Origin of the sequence: Citrobacter sp. C13 (genome assembly GCF_014596815.2) — a bacterium.
Taxonomy (GTDB): Bacteria; Pseudomonadota; Gammaproteobacteria; order Enterobacterales; family Enterobacteriaceae; genus Citrobacter; species Citrobacter portucalensis.
In genome coordinates, this window is record NZ_CP115028.1 from 1 (window position 1) to 19,208 (window position 19,208).

The following is a 19,208-nucleotide window of genomic DNA, read 5'->3' on the forward strand; positions in this document are numbered from 1 at the left end:
GTGAATAACCAGATAAATTCTACCCAACAAAACCCAGACAAGCGTCATCGTGGCGAACATTCTACAGCCTGTAAATGTCCGTTACCGCTCTACGTGCGTCCGGCGCATTATAAACCTCTCAGTAAACAGCATGGTCGAGCCTTACGTAACCTTATGAGCCAGGACAAAACCTCTGGTGCCTGGGTTATTCGTCGTCGTGTTTCTGCCGATCCAATCTTCACTTTTTTGCGACCTGTCGCGGACAGAAAAAGAGCTTTCCGTGAAGTACGCCGGCGTTTGCTCGATGCATTGTTTGTGCTTTTCGTCAACAAAGCCGATCTTGCTACCGGTATTGTCACTATCAACATCACTAAGCTGGCTGAAGAACTCAGTCCACGGAATGAAGATGGCCAGATCATCCCTGAAACTGCCGTGACGGTATCCAGGGTGTCGCGTCTGATAGACGAATTGGCGAGGTTTGGCATAGTCCTTGCGCCTGAAACTGAGTGGGATTATGTGAACGGGTGCCGTTTTCCTAAGCATATAATCATTACAGAAGAAGGCTGGCGTCTTACCGGTGTGGATATGGACAAGCTACGAGCCGAGCAAGAAGAACGCCTACGCGCTATTGAGGACGGCATTCTACAACCCGGTGAGGCTATGACAGTAAAAGAAGCCCGTAAGCGCTGGTATGAACGTTGCCGCCATCAGACGATACTCAGCCGCCGTACACGCGCTATTGAGGGCAAACAACGGCGTAAGCTGGCCGAATTACCGTTCGATGAGCGAAAGCGTCAGGTGGCCGAGCGTATTTTCCGTGATATGAAGGGTGATATACACCATCTAACCCCTCAGCAGTTTGAAAAAATGGTCTGGACTCAGCTTTACCAGCTTGAACTGGTAAATATGGAGCAGCCAGGCACAGCCCCGCCTCACTAACCCGCCCTCTTTTTACTAATCCGATTCCCTGCGGAGGATGTTCGTTGTCCATCTGCTAAAACAGCTCGTTTTTTAGTCACCATTATCACGATAACCTCACCGATATTTGGTCAAAACCCCAATCAACACCGGCGTTATATCTTTTATGCACACTTACCTGCAAATAGGTAAATGGGACTATCTGCAATCAACCAATAGTTAGCTGCAAAACAATCAGGTCTTCGACCTACTTAACTTCATTAAAGATCTACTTATTCGCTGGATAAGTTCTGTGGATAACGGGGAAAACCGATAATGACCGCCCTTGCAGCGGCCAGATGGCCGCGCCGGTTCGGCATGGTCGCTATGCTCCCCAAAAGACTTTAAGTAGCACCTCCGGCCTTAGCCGGAGGCATGGAGTCAACGAGACGCAATGCAGCGAAAAGGCGCTTTTCGCCCTTACCTACTTCATCGCTAAAAGTAAGCTAAAAAACCAGTCTAGCAGGAAGGGGGCGAAATCCGTTTGGGTGTATTCGTTGACACCAGGAGCAAGTATTCCTATCATTGTGTTGATAGTTAACACAGGGGGCGTTATGGCCAGAACAACAAGCGTTACGATTGGCGAACAACTCGATTCGTTTATTAGTCGATTAATAGACAGTGGCCGTTACGGCTCTGCGAGTGAAGTTATGCGTTCTGCGCTGCGATTGCTGGAGCAACAGGAAACAAACGATGAAGTTATTCGTCAGGCTGTTATTGCTGGGCTGGAAAGCGGTGAAAGCTCGCTATCACTGCGGGATATTGCAGCACAAAGAAAACTGAGACATCGTGTATAAACTCACTGAACGGGCAGCAGACGACTTCGCCGGGATTTATGACTATACGCTCTTGAAATTTGGTGAAGCTCAGGCAGACCATTATACAGACGCACTTGAGGCATTTTTCGAGACACTGGCCGGAATGCCAGATATGGGACGTGACTACCATACCGTTCCTGGTGTGATGCGCATTGAATTTCAGCGACATGCCATTTTTTATACGGTTCGTGATACGGATATTCTGATTGCGCGTATTTTGCACCAACAGATGAACCATAAACGCCATTTACTGTAAGTCTAAACACGCTGCCGCGCTTTGCTTGGCCAACACCGATCTGGCACATAAAAAGTTTATGCACCAGATCAGTGTTCTCGGTAAGGATAGGTGTGTTTTTGAGTTAATGTGTTTTTACTCATTTGAGTCTTTTGGCTGTCATTTTCTTTCAGCCAATTATCGACCAAGTCCTTTATCACATCAGTAATAGGGGTCCGCTTGGAAAAAGGAAATTATCCTACGCTAAGCGCATTTTTTGCACAGATGGCTACCGACTGAACGTAACGTGTGAGTCATGATCAGAAATGTGTTAACTCTAGGAATTGACACGACTTACTGTTTGATGGGGAAATCATGTTTAGCTATCTCAAGGCTATGTATCATCAATCAAAAATTCAGGCTGAACTCAAGGTACAGATACATGAACAAACTACGGTTAATGCTATCTGTCATCACCCTGAATCAATCGAGATCATTGCGGTTTGTTCGACTGATGCGTATTACCGAAAACGTAAGGACGCTGCTTTTCTGACAACCTGTTCTGTGCTCATGCGTACTTTAAAAGATGAATCCGTACCGATGGTACTACGGAAAACAGCATGGCGATTATTGAACGAAAGATACCAACGAATTAAGTTAAATCAGGCTTATAGGATAGAAAATTTCTTGCTTGTTGCCGATTTTGAATATGCTCTCGAAGAACATGATGAACTAGCAGAGTAGTACTAGTGAGGCGATGAATACCGACAGTTAACGTGCATGTGACTTAAACGTCCGAAACCGAACGATTACGTACACCATGCCGTTGATCTGTCCGAAAGTAGGCAAAACCAGAAACGGACAGCCTGACAGTTCCGTACATCCCTTGCGGTCAGGGGTTTCCGATCAATGGAACGAAATCACCCGTTAAGCTTGAAAAGCTTAACGAATGGAAGGGACTTCCCCTAGATATGCGCCTGATTAACTTTCGTGCAATCATAGGATAAACATTGACCCAGAGGGATTCGTTATGACCATCACCACTGTCGGTATCGATCTTGCTAAAAATGTGTTTGCTGTTCACTGCATTGACCAAAATGGTAAAGCTGTTCTGGTTAAACCCAAGGTGTCGCGTGCAGCACTTTCTGAACTCATCGCTGGTTTACCTCCCTGTGTCATTGGAATGGAAGCCTGCTCGGGTGCCCACTATTGGGCAAGATTATTCAGGCAGTATGGCCATGATGTCCGGTTGATGGCTCCGAAATTTGTCTCACCCTATCGCATGCCGGGTAAGACCGGGAAAAATGATGCAGCTGATGCAATAGCTATTTGTGAGGCAGTGCAGCGGCCGCATATGCGCTTTGTACCAGTCAAAGACGAAAGCCAGCAGGCAATGCAATGCTTACATCGGACAAGACAGGGATTTATCCAGGAAAGAACAGCAACGTATAACCGTCTTCGGGGCCTGATATCTGAATTCGGGGTTATTGCCCCACAAAGCACTGATGCTCTGCGTCATGTTGTTTCTGACCAGAAGGAAACTCTGCCAGTACAGGTTAGGCTGTGCATTGATGATCTATTGACACATGTCACTAATATTGAAGAGAAAATCGCCGAATATGACAGGGTATTATCTCGTGTGGCCAAAACAGATCATCGCAGCCAGCAGTTAATGGAACTGAAAGGTGTTGGGCCCACCACAGCGAGTGCGCTGGTCGCCAGTATTGGCAATGCCCATGATTTTAAGAACGGGCGCCAACTGGCAGCTTTGGTTGGGGCTAACGCCATCACAATACAGTAGTGGCGGAAAATCAAAGCTTGGCAGGATAACAAAAGCGGGTGATGCCTATCTGCGAACCCTACTGGTCCAGGAGCCCGTTCTGTAATGGTAGGGGCAGAGAATAGAACGGACCCGTTTAGCCGTTGGGTCTGCTCGTTGATTGGTAGGCGGGGATACTGGCGTGCTGTCGTTGCAATCGCCGCCAAGAATGCGAGGTTGTGCTGGGCATCATTACATTACGGCGATGACTTCAGACTGTATTCAACAACATGAAAAATTTAACTGAGTAGTAACTGAACTGTAAATTGTTGATGGTAAAGGGTTAGACCCCCGTGAGAAGTATCTGCATATCCTACTGGATATCACTATCCGATTAACGAAGGAGGATCTCACGAGCGTCTTTCATCAGGGTCCGAATCACTAGCGATTCAGCATGACCGTTTATAGTAGCGCAGTCTTATCCCTTGCCTTTCATTGATGAACAGACAGAAATTAAAAACCGGCGTTGACTGTTCGGGGAAGCCCTTATAGTAGGATAATTTCCGAATTCCAAGCGGACCCCAAGAATGGCTGCAGGGAATGGAGTGGTTTGCTATCCAGGGACATTACTGGCGGGAAGTCAGTATTGAACAACTGGTCGCCGATGATATTGCCATGTAAAAAAAGCCGGGAATTCCCGGCTTTTTAACGTCACTTAATTATAAACTAATTCCCACGTTGCCCAGCTGGTAATCGGCCCGCTGGTGGCGCTTTTCGGCGTTGGCGAAACATAGCCAACGTAATAGGTGAACAGGCCGCCGCTGACCGCGCTTTCCTGCAAACGCACCTGATTTTGCTGCGGGTCCGCCGGGACAATTTTATTACTCTTATCCAGCGTATTATTATCGTTAGTCGATAGCGCCAGATAAATATTCTGCGCTCCATCCGGCAAGGTATTGGCCAGATACCCGGCGTTTTCGTTACCGACCGCCGTCAGTAAAAAACCATCGACCCAGCGCACGCTGACCCGACGCACCTCATCCTGCGAGGCTGCCCCACCATCATGGCGCAGCTGGCAGTTTGACAGTGCCAGGGTAAACGGCTGCGGTTTCATAAACGCCCCGGCACCGCGATCGTGGACTTCCGCCAGGCTGACCGGCGCCAGCCAGACATTACCGCTGCCGGCATGCTGGCCGCCGTTTAGCGCGATGCTACAGGAAATATCCGTCACCCGCCCGGCAAAATCGACCCGTCCGCGATCGTAATTGGTCTCAAAACCCCACGCCGAGGGGGCGGCGAGGCTGCCGCAAAATAGCAGCCACGCGATAGTGTTTTTCGGCAATCCCTTCATTCCCCCTCCCGTATTAATCGTACGTCAGGTTAAAGATCATATGCGACTCCACCTCGCCGGTGCTGGTCGTCGGGCCATACTGATAAAAACGCGCGTGCAGCGGTATGGTGATGTAGCGGGTCTCCTGATTATTCAAGCGGACGACGGTGTATTTCTTATTAAACTGCAGCGGGGAGCCATCCTTCAGCACCTGGATGCCAATGCCTTTCGCCATCCCGCTGCCGGCTTTTTCATTCAGCAAGGCGCCCATGGTAGCGGTAGTGCTGGTGGCCAGGGTACCGGAGAACGAGGTGCTAATGTTGGCATATCCCGTTTCACTCAGGCCGCCGCTGCACTGCAGGTCGATATTAAAATCCTTCCCGCCGGCGGTGGTGCCGACCCCTTTCAGGTCGGTGCGCCGGATGGAACCCACATCGACATTCATATTTTTCCCGCTCAGCACTGAACAGGAGGGCGAGACCACGGTGATGGCGTTGGCGCTCAGATAGGTTTCGAGGATCGGGTTATCGCCGCTCTCCCAGTCGTAGGAGGTGTACTTACCCGCCGCCAGGGTGCCGCTGCCGGTGGTTGCCGCGGTTTTGATAATCTCCAGCGTAAAGCGCGACCCTTCGAGGGAATAGCTGGTGGTGTTATATATCCGGGACGAAAAGACGTCGGGATAGACGATATTTACCGTTTCGCCGCCGCGGCTGAAACGCATGCCGATTCCCGGCACGTTGGTGGAGTAGATTTTATTTCCAAGGTCCGTGGCCCCTGGCGACACGATCTTCGCCGCAAAGCGGTTGGTGCCGGAAGTACAGCTATAGTTTGCCCCGCCGGGAGCTCTCGGCGTCCAGTCGCGGGTAAGGATCACCGAGCCCACCGGCAGATCCGAGGGCACCACCACCCTGCCCACCACCATGTCCAGCATCACCGTTGGCGATGAGAGACGCGTACAGGAGGCCCAGGACGAGGTGGTTCCCAGCGCCATTAAGACGATAAAAAGCGTTAGTAATTTCCTCAGCGACATACGCTATCCTTTGTTGTTTGCTGTCCCAGATCCACCGAACACTGCCCGCCGCTCCACTTCACAATCGCGCGTTTGGCGTTCGCATCGCTGATAAACATCATGCTGCCCTGGCCGACAACGCCGATCTCCTTGCCGTCGGGGGAGAAAATACTTGCCGCAAACGGCAACGGCTCGTGGTTCGCCTGGCGCGCCTGCAGGGTGAGGTTGTTCTGCACCTTAGTGCCGAACGCGACCTTAACCACGCTGCCTTCCCACGGCACAACCTGCGCCACGGTGCGATCGAAGGCCACGTCGTCATGGCTGCCTTTCGGGTCGATTTCCACGGCGTTAATCCGGTACGGGCGCAGATACGGCAGGATGGCGTAACCATTGCTGTCCACACGGGTGCCCGGCGATCCCGGAAGCATCGCCCCGGCCGCGTCTTTGGCTTCAATCAGGGCCATCGTCGAGCCGCTTTCCGGTGAGAGCACCACGCCGCCGCTGTGGGCGATCATCGTCCCGCTGGCGCCAATGCCGCTCTGACGATAGCCTTCGCCCTGGCTGTAGCTGCCGTTGAGGGTGGTCCATGGCGTACGGTAGCTGCCGTTGAGCGCCACATCATGCTGACCGCCGGTGGCGGTGGTGGTCGACACGCCGTAGTTAAGGTTGTTTTCACTGTCCAGCGAACCGTTGATACCAATCTGCGAGCTGGCAAAGCGCGAGTTATTGAACGAGGTGTTCGACGTCAGGTTGGCGGTGCGGTTATCGCCAAACCACAGCGGGTAGCTGAAGTTGAGTGAAATACGATCGTCGCGACGATGACCGGAGCTGTCTGGCGTATAGACGCGCTGCGCGCTCGCCGACCAGGAGAGACGACCAAATGAATTGTTGTAGCTGACCTGATACTGCTTCTCGGTCCCGGAGCGGTTCCAGTAATCGGAGATACGGCCGCTGAGATAAAACCCGCCCCAGCCGTCCGGCAGGTTCTGGTTCACCGTGAAGGTCATGCCGTTTTTTTGCCGCCACAGGGTGTAGTTGCTGCGACTATTTTTTTCCTGATCGACGGCGTACAGCGCGTCGTTGAGGTTGTAATAACCTTTCGTCGAGTAGCGATACGCCGCCAACACGATGCTGGTCTGGGTATCGGTAAACATGCGGTTAAAGGTCGCGCGATAGCTCTGACCCGAGTCATCATGGGCATCGCTCTTCAACCGCGAATGGGTGACGTCAAAAGAGAGCGCGCCGATGCCGGTGTTCATCCCTGTCCCCACCAGGAAGGCCTGATAGTCGTCAAAACCGGTGACCCCGGTGTAGCCGGTCAACAGATTGTTGATCCCGTGCTGCCAGGTCGCCTGATAGAGCATCGGCTTGTTGCGCAGCGCGCTGTCGTCCACTTTACCGGCGGAGAGCGCGTAGCGGGTCATTCCCGGACGCAGCAGCTGGGCGACGGAAGCGTAAGGCACGCTAAACACTTCTACCGAGCCATCCGCTTCTTTCACCGAGACCTCAAGATCGCTGCCATAGCCGGAAGGATAGACATCCTGCAGGGTAAACGGTCCGGGCGGAACGGTGGTCTGATAGATAATATTGCTGCCCTGGCGCACAGTGACGAGGGCGTTGCTCTGCGCCACGCCGCGAATTTCCGGAGCATACGAGCGCATGCCGTCCGGGAACATATTGTCATCGGTGGAAAGATTAACCCCGCGCAGACCGATAGTGTCGAAAAATTCACCATTGGTGAAAATCTGCCCGCCGCTGACGATGGAGTTGAGCTGTGGGATAGGGCGCTGGAGATAGGTCTGGTTGCTGTTCCAGTGCGCTTTACCCTGCTGCTGCTGCCAGTTCAGGTTGCCGATGTGCTTCAGCAGCCAGCCGTCCCACGACAGACCGGCGTTGACGCCCAGATAGGCGCTGCTGTTATCCGACCCGCCTACCGAAGAGGTATGGCTGTTCCAGGCGTTCGCCATCCAGCCAAGATTGAGCGCGGTAATACCTTTGTCCCAGAACTCCGGGCTGACATAGTTTTTCAGGCGTTGATCTTCATAGATCTGCGGTACCGAAATGTTCAACCGCAGGGAGGACTGGACCAGGTTGTCTTTGACGTTTTCTTCGTTGCGCCAGGATTTGAGGCTACCGCAGTAGCCCTCCTGCTCGCTCAGCTGCGGATTGAGCTTTTCCGCCGCGATGCCATATTGGGCCAGCATCGCTTTGGTGTAGCAGACGCCCAGCCGACCATCTTTATCGCGCGCGATGCGTAAATCGTAGCGCCCTTTCCACTCGTCGTTGGTGTAGACGTCAAGGGAGTAAGTGCCTTCGGTAATCGCGCTGGTCGAAAAGCGCGACAGATCGACCTTTTCGCGACTGCCGACAATAAAGCCGTCGTTAAACTGATATACCGTTCCCGGGTTTTCCTGTCCGCTGGAAAATGGCGGAAAGCAGCACAGCACGATGGCGATCGCGGTGCTTAATCTTCCCGGGCAGAATGACCTCTGCTTCATTAGCTTTTCCCTTATTTAACGGCCACTTTCACTGCGACATCGGCGCCATAGTCATTAATGTTGTTAACGGTCAGGGTTTCGCCGCGGTTGACGGCGGAGGAGAGCGCCACCGTCTGGCTGGACTGCGGCGCCAGCATCACGGTTTTACTGTTCAGGGCTTTACCGCCGTCGCGGGAAATACGGCTGACGGTAATGTAGAACGGCGTCGGGTTGTTGATGGCGAGACTACTGCCGCTGGCGGTCAGGGTCAGCTTCTCGGCCGCCGCATCGCGGTTGCCCAGTCCGGCAGGACGATAAATAAATTTAAAGCGCGAACGGATCGCCAGCTGCAGCACGTTCTGGCCTTCATTTTTCTGATTGGCCACCACCGGCGGAATTTCCAGCAGATTCAGCCACCACAGCGTCTCTTTATCTTTCGCCAGACCGGCGCTGCTACCGAGCTTAATACGCAGCGTCTGGCCGCTCTTGGCGTCAACGCGCGAAATCGGCGGGGTGATAATAAACGGGGTGGTAATGGTATCCGGTGTGGCATCGGCATCGCCGTTATCCAGCCAGGCCTGCGCCAGCGCCGGACGGTCGGCGTTATTTGAAAGCTGTACCGTTATTTCTTTTTCATTTCCTGGATAAATAAAGCGGGTACCGTTAACAATAATATTGTTGGCATGGGCCGCAAAACTAAAAATGAAACAGAAAAAAAGGGCAATACGCTTCATGCTGACCTCAGAATAAAAATACAAGCGGCGGACATTGCCGCTTTATTATTGTTATTAACTGCCCCATCGCGGGGCAGTTTTATTTTCTGACGGAATTACTGGTAAGTAATTTCGTAAGTCGCGTAGCTGTTAACCACACCGGTGGTTACCGTGGTCGGCGCGCTGGTGGCGTAGCCTACGTAGTAGGTGAAACGCGCGCCATCAGCTACAGCGGAAGCGTCGCCTTTCGCTTCCGGCTGAGTGCTGTCACCCGGGATGATTTTGTTGGTCAGCGCGGTAGCGTTGTCAGTAGACAGCACCAGCTGGATGTTCTGAGCACCGGAAGCTTCGGTGTTCGCCAGGTAGCCCTGTTGTTTGGGGGTTGCGCCAGCCAGCAGGTTACCGCCGGTCCAGTTCACGCCCAGTTCGCTTACGTCATCCTGTTTAGTGCCATCAGCAGCCTGGCAGTTAGAGACGTCAATGGTGAAAGATTTCGGTTTCAGGTAAGTATCCGGGTCTGCCGCTTTAACTTCAGTCAGGGTTACCGGAGACAGGTAAACGTTCGCATCGCTGCCCTGGCCGTTAACGGAAACAGTACAGGATACATCGGTAACTTTACCGAAGAAATTAACCTGGCCGCCGCCAACAGTGGTATCAGCTGCATGGGCAGCAGTCATGCCAAAAAACGCGGTTGCCATTGCTGCAGAGAGAAGAACCTTTTTCATTGCCATTTCCTTGTCAGAGTGAATTACGAATCAATGAGCACACTGTGAATTCGCATAGAACCAGAAACATCAGGCGATGCTGATTTATGCCACTGCTAATAGAATCTTCGACTGACCGGGAGCCGCAATATTTAAGGCGTCAGGTAACGAACCTAAAAATATAAGTTCGCTGGTGCTATCGGCGTCAAAGAATGCTATTTATTCGCCGACAAATATACATTTTTTCGGTGATGCTGCCAACCTAATGATTTAGTGTATGATGGTGTTTTTGAGGTGCTCCCGTGGCCTCCATCTCCATCAGTTGTCCCTCCTGCTCAGCTACTGAAGGCGTGGTGCGTAACGGTAAAAGTACTGCCGGACATCAGCGCTATCTCTGCTCTCACTGCCGTAAAACATGGCAACTGCAGTTCACTTACACCGCTTCTCAACCCGGTACACACCAGAAAATCATTGATATGGCCATGAATGGTGTTGGATGCCGGGCAACCGCCCGCATTATGGGCGTTGGCCTCAACACGATTTTACGTCACTTAAAAAACTCAGGCCGCAGTCGGTAACCTCGCGCATACAGCCGGGCAGTGATGTGATTGTCTGCGCTGAAATGGACGAACAGTGGGGCTACGTCGGTGCTAAATCACGTCAGCGCTGGCTGTTTTACGCGTATGACAGGATACGGAGGACGGTTGTGGCGCACGTCTTCGGTGAACGCACTCTGGCCACACTGGAGCGTCTTCTGAGCCTGCTGTCGGCCTTTGAGGTCGTGGTATGGATGACGGATGGCTGGCCGCTGTATGAATCCCGCCTGAAGGGAAAGCTGCACGTAATCAGCAAGCGTTACACTCAGCGCATTGAGCGACATAACCTGAATCTGAGACAACATCTGGCAAGGCTGGGACGGAAGTCACTGTCGTTCTCAAAATCGGTGGAGCTGCATGACAAAGTCATCGGGCATTATCTGAACATAAAACACTATCAATAAGTTGGAGTCATTACCTTACTTGTCATTTTCTTTCAGCCAATTATCGACCAAATCCTTTATCACATCAGTAATAGATGTACCTTGTTTTGCACACGCAGCTTTGAAGCGGGTATGTATCTCTTCATCAAAGTTAACGTTGACTCTCTTTTGCTTTCCCGTGGGTGTGCTATTGACGACTTTTTCAAGATCTCGATGCTCACCGAAACTCATTGTTTTTGATGTATGTTGCTTAGTTAGTGCCATACATAACCTCTAATATGCTGAAATGAGTATATGAGTTTTTACTCAAATGATTCGAGTATTTCTCGCGTCAGAATGGCTATCTCGCCCTTTGCTGCTCCATCGTTGGTATCGAAAACGCTCTCACCCTCCATGACGGATTTAACGTAACTTTGGCGTTGTGTGATCGCAGTTTTAAACGGCTTAATACCCGTCTGAGCAATGCTATCTTTCAGAACGTTAAGCATGGTGGCTTGTTCGATTTTCCGTGTGATGAGGAATCGAGCTTCTACCGGACGATTATAAGCCTGGGCTTCCAGTACCGTGACGACAGAACCGGCAGCGGAAAAATCCAAAGGGCTGGGTGTTACCGGGATGATAATCAGGTCGCTGACCATCACCGCTGCGGAAGTAATAACTGACAGAGAACCGGCTCCATCAATAATCACAAAGTCATATTCAGCCAGATCTTTTCTTACCTGGTAAACGTCTTTCTCTGATGCTGCGGTGTAAACATCGAATGCTGCTTTCTCTGCTTTATTCCAGTTAGTCAGGCTCATCTGTGGGTCTGTATCTACAACTGCAATTTTTTTACCCGAACTGGCAAGGCAGCTACTGACGTTGATTGTTGCAGTCGTTTTACCGGAGCCACCTTTAGGGTTGAGGAACGCGATAATTTTCATGTCTAAACCTCATTTGTGTGTTTACTCATTTGAGTTTAATTATACACAAAAACACAAATGAGTAAATGTGTTTTTTATGTGTAAATGAGTATATGAGTGTTTTTTTTGAGTGTTGGAACTGGCGGGAATTTTGGTTTAGGCTTCTCTCAATAGATTATTGCCAACCTCCATCGTATTCATTCCAGCCCTGATTAGTTGCATCATTGGTTAGCGTCATATCATCGACCACGCAGTTACGTATCTCAGCTGTGCGGTATATCTCGTCGAAAAGTTCGTCAATCTGCTCTTTCAAATCGGCCTCATCGCTATACGTAAAAATCAGGCTGTACTCATTGTTGTCCAACACCTTTCCGTCATAGTCGCACTCAACCAGCCAGGCAATATCTTCTCTGACCTTTTTCTTCCCACGGGTAAATTTGCTGCCGTTCTGCACCGGCACCCACAGTGTGGCTGTCACGGAAAATGCGGTAGCACTCTCAGACTGCCCGGAAAGAGAGGGGAGGGCTGTAACTGGGGGACACTGTTTAATCGCCCGGCTAATGGTGCCACGACTGCAATTGATGGTCTTCTGAACCTGGCTCCAGGAGCTGCCGCTGGCCAGCAGCCGGTTAATGGCATCATAGCGATGTTGGTTAACCTTTCTGCCCTGGTATTTGCCCTCAGCTTTTGCTTTGGCGATCCCCTGTTTCTGGCGTTCCCGCCGCTGCTCATAGTCGCGTCTGGCCACTGCGGCCAGCATATCGAGCAGCATGTCATTGATGGCCGAAAACATCCGGTTATCAAAATCGGTCAGCCCCGGAGATAAATGCAGCCAGGTAGTGGGAACATTAACGGCCACGACTCTTATATCTTTCCTGGCAATCATTTTCTTGAGCGTGATCCAGTCATTCCCGGCCAGTCGTGAAAGGCGGTCAACATCTTCAATAAGTAAGATGTCGCGCTGCCGACAGTCTTTCAGCAGCCGGAAAAGCTCAGGACGTTCCAGGCGTGAACCTGACTCATTTTCAATATAATAGTTACAGATGGCCAGCCCGTGCTCAGTGGCGAAAGTATCGATAGAGCTACGTGCTCGTGATGCATCCTGTTCGGACGTGGAGGCACGAAGATAAGCGCGAACAAAGCAGGTCGGTACTGTTTGGGTCATTTTTGAGAACCGGTTCTGTTTAAGTGTGTCGTGTGTGTTTAAACAGTACCAGCTTGCAGTGGTACGAGGAAGGTATACTTATACAGTACCAAAATCCGCTGGCCGAAGCGGGGCAGGGTAGAACGCACCCCCACGGTTGATCGGAATCTGCCCTGCCCGGAACTACATATAGTATCGATCCGAGCTAGGCGGCACACAAGATGTAGTGTTATCCACAGAAACGGTGGATAAGTCTATTTTACTGAATTTAAACGTAACACTGAGCTGTGGCTATCGAGAGTGCATTACGTCAGTAGGTTTACACCTAGCCGCCTGGACAGAGTCACCTGTGTATCCATTTATGCACTGATGAGGTACCCAGCGTAGATGCGCGAACGAAGGAATTTGATGATAAGTTAGAGTATAGGTATTACATGCGGCAATCTTTAATAAATACATATTAAACAATAAGTTACATGTATCGGCGAAAACTTAGTCTATAGGTTTAGCTAAACAATAAAGTTGCAAATAGAATAATAGAGTTCTAATATTGGGGTGTCGGTACAAAGAAGGTTTGATGTATCGGTGATTAATCCAGGTGATTCGCTACCTTTAAGTGCGGGACGAAAATCCAGGTGATTCGCTACCTTTAAGTGCGGGACGAAAATCCAGGTGATTCGCTACCTTTAAGTGCGGGACGAAAATCCAGGTGATTCGCTACCTTAAGTGCGGGACGAAAATCCAGGTGATTCGCTACCTTAAGTGCGGGACGAAAATCCAGGTGATTCGCTACCTTAAGTGCGGGACGAAAATCCAGGTGATTCGCTACCTTTAAGTGCGGGACGAAAATCCAGGTGATTCGCTACCTTAAGTGCGGGACGAAAAGCGGCTCAGGCCGCTTTTTTTTCATCCGTGGATGTGAGGGAAGAAAGTGAAGTTTTACATCGTTTCCGATAGGTATATATCTTACCTAAAAACAATCGATGGAAAGGTGCCGGATAATTATAATGGTAGCCGCCCATTCATTGGCGTCGTTATTGAAGTTAATGGCGTGAGCTATATAGCTCCTTTATCATCACCAAAACCTCAGTTAGAACGAATCAATAACTCTAAACCTACAGCCTTCAAAATTTACAACAGAAAAGATGGTACTGAATTTCTTGGTGTCATTAATCTAAATTACATGATACCTGTACTGGATAATGAGGTTACTTTACTAGATGTAGATAATGTAGATGTAAAATACAAAAATCTACTAAAGAAGCAGCACGAATATATCAAAATCCATCAAGCTGATATCGAAGCCAGAGCAATCAAATTACACGATTTAGTGCGCACTAAAAAACAGGCTCATTTTGTTGATGTCAGTTGTTGCTTTGATGATTTAGAAGCCAATTTCAAATCGTTCACCCCATAACGCTCTATCCCCTCCACCACCAATACCTAACAATGTGCAATTATGCACATTGTTAGGTAAGAATTTATCCAAACGGGTGAGGTTGAAAAAATCCCAATGCTGAAATCATTCACCGTTTTTAACGCTGAACAAATAGAAGGGCTGACGCTGGAAGAAGAAACCGCACCGCAGCCGGTGGCAGAATTCGATCCGCTGCCGCAGGTTGAAGCACTGTTCCAGCGCACAGGCGCGAAAATTACTGAGCGTGGCCAACAGGCTTTTTTCAGACCATCAACAGATGCGATCTGGATGCCAGAGCGTCATCTCTTTACTGATGCAGCAAATTTTTACGCTACCGGCTTGCATGAACTTGTTCACTGGAGCGGAGCAAAAAAACCGTTTAAACCGTGAGAAGGGTGGGAAGTTTGGTTCGGCGGGATATACTTATACGGCACCAAAATCCGTTGGCCGAATCGGGGCAGGGCATAACGCACCCCCACGGTTTATCGGAACCTGCCCCGTTCGGCACTACATCTAGTATCAACAGTTGCTGTTCAGCACACAAGATGTAGCGTTATCCACAGAAACGGTGGATAAGTCGTACGGCTAGGTTAGTTGTACATAAATATTTTTGAATGAATTTTTATAGAGAAAGCAAGATTACGGTACTTCTTAAAAAAATGTTAGATTATCGTTTGGGGACTTGAGGCGTGGCTCAAGTTGAAGGTTAATGAGGGTGAGTTCAGCATGAATATAAATGAGTTTGTTAATAATTATAAAAATCATCCAGTTTTATTCGTTGGTACTGGTTTTAGCCTTCGGTATTTAACCCAGTCGTATAGTTGGGATGCCCTATTAAAAAAGGTGGTTATCGATCTAACCGGTAACGTTGAAGACTATTATGATATTAGATATCGCCATCAAATAGAAGCTAAAACGAATTATGAAAAAGTGGCTAGTGATATCGAAGAACTTTTCAATCAAGCTCTAGGAAAGGATAGGCATGGTGAGTTCGAATTTATTAATGATGAGTTTTACAAAGATATGAATGAAGGGGGGCATGGAAGAAGTAGGTTCAAAATGTATCTGGCGCATCTTCTTAGGGATACAACTTTAAAAGACGATGTGGAAGAAGAAATAAAATTACTGGCCAAGGCAAGGAAAAATATTGGTTCTGTTATAACAACTAATTATGACCTGCTTATCGAAAAAACTTTTGAGTTCTCCCCGTTGATTGGCAATAATATATTGCTTAGTAATCCTTATGGTTCAGTATATAAGATTCACGGTTGTGTTACTGATTCTGAAGGGATGATTATTACTGAAAATGACTATGTAAATTTCAATGATAAATATGAATTAATTCGCGCTCAGTTACTTTCACTTTTTATTCATAATCCAATTATTTTTATTGGCTATAGCATTAGTGATAATAATATAAAAAATATTTTAAAAACAATTTTTTCTTGTGTGGATCCTCGTAGTGAAATGGCTGAGCAAATCAGGCGAAATTTTTTACTTATAGAGTTTGATTCAGAGTCTGAATCACAAGATGTGGTTGAGCATGATATTGATATTGAAGGGCTTTCTACGATACGAATAAATAAGATAAAAACAAATGCATTTGACGTTATCTATGAAGCAATATCTAGCCTATTATTACCTGTTTCAGCAATGGATATTAGGAAGGTGCAACGTGTTTGGGGGGAGATTCGTAGCGGAGGTAATATAAAAGTAAGTATTACAGAGGATATTGATTCATTAAATAACGGTGATATGGTTTTGGCTATTGGCACATCAAAAACTGTTAAGTATGAATATCAAACAACATCAGAAATGATGCAGAATTACTTTAAGATTTTAGACGAAGAAAATTATCAATTAATTCTTTTGTTAAATAAACAACAGGTAAGTAAATCGCAACACTTCCCATTTTATGCCTTTGGGGGGATATGTCCCGAACTTAATAATATTGAAGCTTGTAAGCGGAGGCAAAAAGAAAAAGTTGACGAGGTTTTTAACAGAACACCACAGTCTTGCAAAGTTGATTATGATAATTTGGAAGAGATCTATGAAGGGAGTTACTCAATAAGTAAGCAATGCTCTTTAGTATTCTACTCTGCGTATAGAGATATTCTGCCACTTAGTGTGTTTAAGTCTTTTTTAATTAATTTTGAAGATAAGAAATGCACAGACTATCGTCGATTGTTGTGTCTCTATGATCTCAAAGCACCGTTACCAAAAGCTCGTAAACAACCGCTGGTTTTGCCTGGTTGAATTTGTGTGAATGGTATTACTGAAGAGGTAGTGCCATCAATTATTAGGTTTGGGGAATGGGCGATTTTATAAATGACACCGTCTGATATTTAAAAAATTATGCTGTCCATTTTCTTCTATTACTTATTATTTTGTAACATGTTTTACTGGTTCGAGTGTAAGTAAAGCCTATGTACGTAAGAGGCTTTACTTAACGCTTATTTTAAAATGAAGGTGGATTAGGGTATACATAATCAGAGTGTTTTGATTCTCTATTATTTTTAATGTTCTCATTAAAATAACTTACCGGTATGCTTTTTATCGTTATTCCTAATGAGTTTTCTTTGAATAAAACTAATTCAGAGTATTTTGTTATGTCATGCTGTTTGTATTTAATGTCAGTAAAGGTTTTATAGAGTAATGTGTTCACGGCTCTTATTTCGGATCTTTCAGGTGAGTTTGATGGATGGGTTATCAGTTTTTTTAGTATTTTCACCGCTGTGGATTCACCTTCTTTAGTACTTGTTATGCTATCGGTAAGTGCAATATATGTTTGTAATATATTAATTAATTGTTTCTTTTCTTTATTTGCTTTTGGGTGGTTGATAGCTGTAGTTGACCTCGTACCAACTTTGCCTACGTCGCCAGAGCTTTCCCCGGTTAGGGGGTTGTAAGATGCTATATTGTGGGCGTTTTGTCCGTTAAGTTCAAACCATCCTTTGGACGCATGAACACCACAACAAAAAGAACCTTGTTTTTTCTTATCTTCACGATCGGTAAAGATGAAAATATAATAGTCGGTTGTCAGTTTCCGTTTATGGTAGCCAGTCTTTTCCTGTCCGGGAAGTAATGTTGTTTTTGTAATTGCTTCCACGTCGAATTTTTCGAATGCTTTTTTTCTTATATCATCCCCTACATCACTAAATACCTTCGGCCATTCCATAGTTTAAATCCTCAATGTAAAAGTCAATTATTTATATCACAAGTCATTATTCATGTCTGTGGTGTCCGGGCGCTACGTCGTGCTTCCGCATTGAGCCAAGCGAGCTGTTTCACCCCTCCGGGCTTCCATCGCTGACACAACGGCATTTCACCGCTACGGCATAAGGGGCGCTAAGTTCGAGTATGCTCGCCGTCATTTTCTCCTGTGAGTCTTTCTTCTTCATATCAGCTTCCGGTAATCGTTACCCGTCACAACCTGGTCAGCAAGGTAATGCATAGCCGCTTCGCGCCCTTGCTGGCCAGAACGACTCCGGGGAGGCCGAACCGTCAGGCGATACGAAGACGAAATTCACACTGACGGAGAAACAACCATGACTATGAACCTGCATACCCAAACAAGCGTCCCTAATCCCGCACCGGCGACCAGCGCATCCCCGCTGGAGCAGTCAGGCTCCTCAAAAACGAAATTTTCTAAAGGCAAAGCCAAACCAGATGTTTACCAGGTTGTGACTGACAGCATCATCGAAGCGTTAGAAACGGGGGTTAAGCCGTGGGTGTGTCCGTGGAAGCGTAATGGTGCGGTGTCAGGTATTCCGTCAAACTTCACCACCGGCACAAGCTACAGCGGAATTAATATCATGATGCTGTGGTACAGCGCAGCAGCGCAGGGCTTCACAGATTCCCGCTGGTTGACTTACAAACAAGCTCAGGAGTTGGGCGCTCAGGTTTGCAAGGGGGAGAAGGGTACAACGGCCATTTTCTACAAGATGCTTGAGAAGGAAACCGAGGCGGGTGAGGTTGAAAAAATCCCAATGCTGAAATCATTCACCGTTTTTAACGCTGAACAAATAGAAGGGCTGACTCTGGAAGAAAAAACCGCACCGCAGCCGGTGGCAGAATTCGATCCGCTGCCGCAAGTTGAAGCACTGTTCCAGCGTACAGGCGCGAAAATTACTGAGCGTGGCCAACAGGCTTTTTTCAGACCATCAACAGATGAGATCTGGATGCCAGAGCGTCATCTCTTTACTGATGCAGCAAATTTTTACGCTACCGGCTTGCATGAACTTGTTCACTGGAGCGGAGCAAAAAACCGTTTAAACCGTGAGAAGGGTGGGAAGTTTGGATCTGCGGGATATGCCTTTGAAGAACTGATCGCGGAGCTGGGAAGCGCATTTTTAATGGCTGATCTGAGTATTTACGGGGAAGTACAGCACGAAAATTACATAGCCTCCTGGCTGGAAGCGTTGAAAGGTGACAAGCGCTTTATTTTTAAAGCTGCAAGTGCCGCTTCTAAAGCACACCGCTATTTGATGGATTTTTAAGGAGTAAACAGCCCCGCAATGGGGCTATTAATAATGGTTTTCTGAAGTAGGACACATGAGGAAGCGTTATCCACAAATCTACATGAGAAATAGCCAGTGAGCTGGGAGGCAGCCAAGCCATCCCAGCAAACGGGAGCGCCCTTAACGGCGGGACAAGCCGTTATGGGTTCGATTGTAGAGTTGTGGGTAACGCGGGAAGAGGAGAAAGAGAGTTCAAATTCATTGAATAATGGCCTTTCGCCGGTTGAACGGTGAAGCCTTCCTGTTCAGGGCTTCGAATTTTTATTATTAATGAACTATAACAGTA

General features: G+C 48.1%; 17 protein-coding genes and 3 pseudogenes. 11 read left to right on the top strand and 9 right to left on the bottom strand.

Features of this window, described 5'->3' with window-relative positions; translation table 11 throughout:
• The 6 genes and pseudogenes from repA to IB222_RS26125 all read left to right on the top strand — a co-directional run.
• Positions 1-918: a plasmid replication initiator RepA gene (gene repA, locus IB222_RS26100; protein WP_064645521.1), complete on the top strand. Its 918-nt coding sequence runs from the start codon at positions 1-3 to the stop codon at positions 916-918.
• A gap of 572 nt (positions 919-1,490) precedes the next feature.
• Positions 1,491-1,733, top strand: coding sequence for a type II toxin-antitoxin system ParD family antitoxin (locus IB222_RS26105; RefSeq protein ID WP_000124732.1), 243 nt, complete (start codon positions 1,491-1,493; stop codon positions 1,731-1,733).
• Positions 1,726-2,010, top strand: a complete 285-nt coding sequence (locus IB222_RS26110; protein ID WP_000277490.1) for a type II toxin-antitoxin system RelE/ParE family toxin — start codon at positions 1,726-1,728, stop codon at positions 2,008-2,010. The genes IB222_RS26105 and IB222_RS26110 overlap by 8 nt, the downstream gene beginning before the upstream one ends.
• 333 nt (positions 2,011-2,343) lie before the next feature.
• On the top strand, positions 2,344-2,712 hold the full coding sequence (locus tag IB222_RS26115) for a hypothetical protein (protein WP_032677090.1): 369 nt from the start codon (positions 2,344-2,346) through the stop codon (positions 2,710-2,712).
• Positions 2,713-2,998: 286 nt separating this feature from the next.
• Positions 2,999-4,021: pseudogene (locus IB222_RS26120) on the top strand (IS110-like element IS5708 family transposase).
• 288 nt (positions 4,022-4,309) lie between these two features.
• Positions 4,310-4,408 (top strand): annotated as a pseudogene (locus IB222_RS26125) (EAL domain-containing protein); the annotation flags it as partial.
• Positions 4,409-4,442: 34 nt separating this feature from the next.
• On the opposite strand, the gene mrkF reads toward IB222_RS26125, so the two are convergent.
• From mrkF to mrkA, 5 genes are all read right to left on the bottom strand, one after another.
• On the bottom strand, positions 4,443-5,078 hold the full coding sequence (mrkF, locus tag IB222_RS26130; protein WP_000677445.1) for a type 3 fimbria minor subunit MrkF: 636 nt from the start codon (positions 5,076-5,078) through the stop codon (positions 4,443-4,445).
• A gap of 13 nt (positions 5,079-5,091) precedes the next feature.
• Positions 5,092-6,087, bottom strand: coding sequence for a type 3 fimbria adhesin subunit MrkD (gene mrkD / locus IB222_RS26135; RefSeq protein ID WP_188238273.1), 996 nt, complete (start codon positions 6,085-6,087; stop codon positions 5,092-5,094).
• The gene (gene mrkC / locus IB222_RS26140; protein ID WP_087831148.1) at positions 6,078-8,564 is read right to left on the bottom strand and encodes a type 3 fimbria usher protein MrkC; all 2,487 of its coding nucleotides are present in this window, start codon (positions 8,562-8,564) and stop codon (positions 6,078-6,080) included. The genes mrkD and mrkC overlap by 10 nt, the downstream gene beginning before the upstream one ends.
• 11 nt (positions 8,565-8,575) lie before the next feature.
• Entirely contained in the window at positions 8,576-9,277 is a 702-nt protein-coding gene (mrkB, locus tag IB222_RS26145; RefSeq protein ID WP_000820818.1) for a type 3 fimbria chaperone MrkB, read from the bottom strand.
• A gap of 95 nt (positions 9,278-9,372) precedes the next feature.
• Positions 9,373-9,981, bottom strand: coding sequence for a type 3 fimbria major subunit MrkA (gene mrkA / locus IB222_RS26150; RefSeq protein ID WP_188238272.1), 609 nt, complete (start codon positions 9,979-9,981; stop codon positions 9,373-9,375).
• 281 nt (positions 9,982-10,262) lie between these two features.
• On the opposite strand from mrkA, the gene IB222_RS26155 reads away from it, so the two are divergent.
• Positions 10,263-10,960 (top strand): IS1 family transposase gene (locus tag IB222_RS26155; RefSeq protein ID WP_223216367.1). Its coding sequence is split into 2 segments (ribosomal slippage): positions 10,263-10,512 and positions 10,512-10,960, totalling 699 coding nucleotides; the frame shifts between segments, so codons are not numbered across the junction.
• Positions 10,961-10,975: 15 nt separating this feature from the next.
• Here the strand turns inward: IB222_RS26155 and IB222_RS26160 are convergent.
• The 3 genes from IB222_RS26160 to IB222_RS26170 form a co-directional block, all read right to left on the bottom strand.
• The gene (locus IB222_RS26160; RefSeq protein WP_044715105.1) at positions 10,976-11,203 is read right to left on the bottom strand and encodes a plasmid partition protein ParG; all 228 of its coding nucleotides are present in this window, start codon (positions 11,201-11,203) and stop codon (positions 10,976-10,978) included.
• 38 nt (positions 11,204-11,241) lie between these two features.
• On the bottom strand, positions 11,242-11,862 hold the full coding sequence (gene parA, locus IB222_RS26165) for a ParA family partition ATPase (protein WP_044715110.1): 621 nt from the start codon (positions 11,860-11,862) through the stop codon (positions 11,242-11,244).
• 154 nt (positions 11,863-12,016) lie between these two features.
• The gene (locus tag IB222_RS26170) at positions 12,017-13,006 is read right to left on the bottom strand and encodes a recombinase family protein (RefSeq protein ID WP_044715113.1); all 990 of its coding nucleotides are present in this window, start codon (positions 13,004-13,006) and stop codon (positions 12,017-12,019) included.
• 910 nt (positions 13,007-13,916) lie between these two features.
• On the opposite strand from IB222_RS26170, the gene IB222_RS26175 reads away from it, so the two are divergent.
• From IB222_RS26175 to IB222_RS26185, 3 genes and pseudogenes are all read left to right on the top strand, one after another.
• Complete coding sequence (locus IB222_RS26175) at positions 13,917-14,402, top strand: type III toxin-antitoxin system ToxN/AbiQ family toxin (protein ID WP_051918079.1); 486 nt, start codon at positions 13,917-13,919, stop codon at positions 14,400-14,402.
• A 75-nt stretch (positions 14,403-14,477) separates the two neighbouring features.
• Positions 14,478-14,817 (top strand): annotated as a pseudogene (locus tag IB222_RS26180) (zincin-like metallopeptidase domain-containing protein); the annotation flags it as partial.
• 311 nt (positions 14,818-15,128) lie between these two features.
• Complete coding sequence (locus IB222_RS26185) at positions 15,129-16,658, top strand: SIR2 family protein (RefSeq protein WP_050880444.1); 1,530 nt, start codon at positions 15,129-15,131, stop codon at positions 16,656-16,658.
• A 202-nt stretch (positions 16,659-16,860) separates the two neighbouring features.
• Here the strand turns inward: IB222_RS26185 and IB222_RS26190 are convergent, their stop codons facing one another.
• Positions 16,861-17,580, bottom strand: a complete 720-nt coding sequence (locus IB222_RS26190) for a hypothetical protein (protein ID WP_095661767.1) — start codon at positions 17,578-17,580, stop codon at positions 16,861-16,863.
• 370 nt (positions 17,581-17,950) lie between these two features.
• Between IB222_RS26190 and IB222_RS26195 the strand changes: the two genes are divergently transcribed.
• A complete protein-coding gene (locus IB222_RS26195) occupies positions 17,951-18,901 on the top strand; it encodes a zincin-like metallopeptidase domain-containing protein (protein WP_040118355.1) in 951 nt (316 codons plus the stop codon).
• Positions 18,902-19,208: the final 307 nt, after the last annotated feature.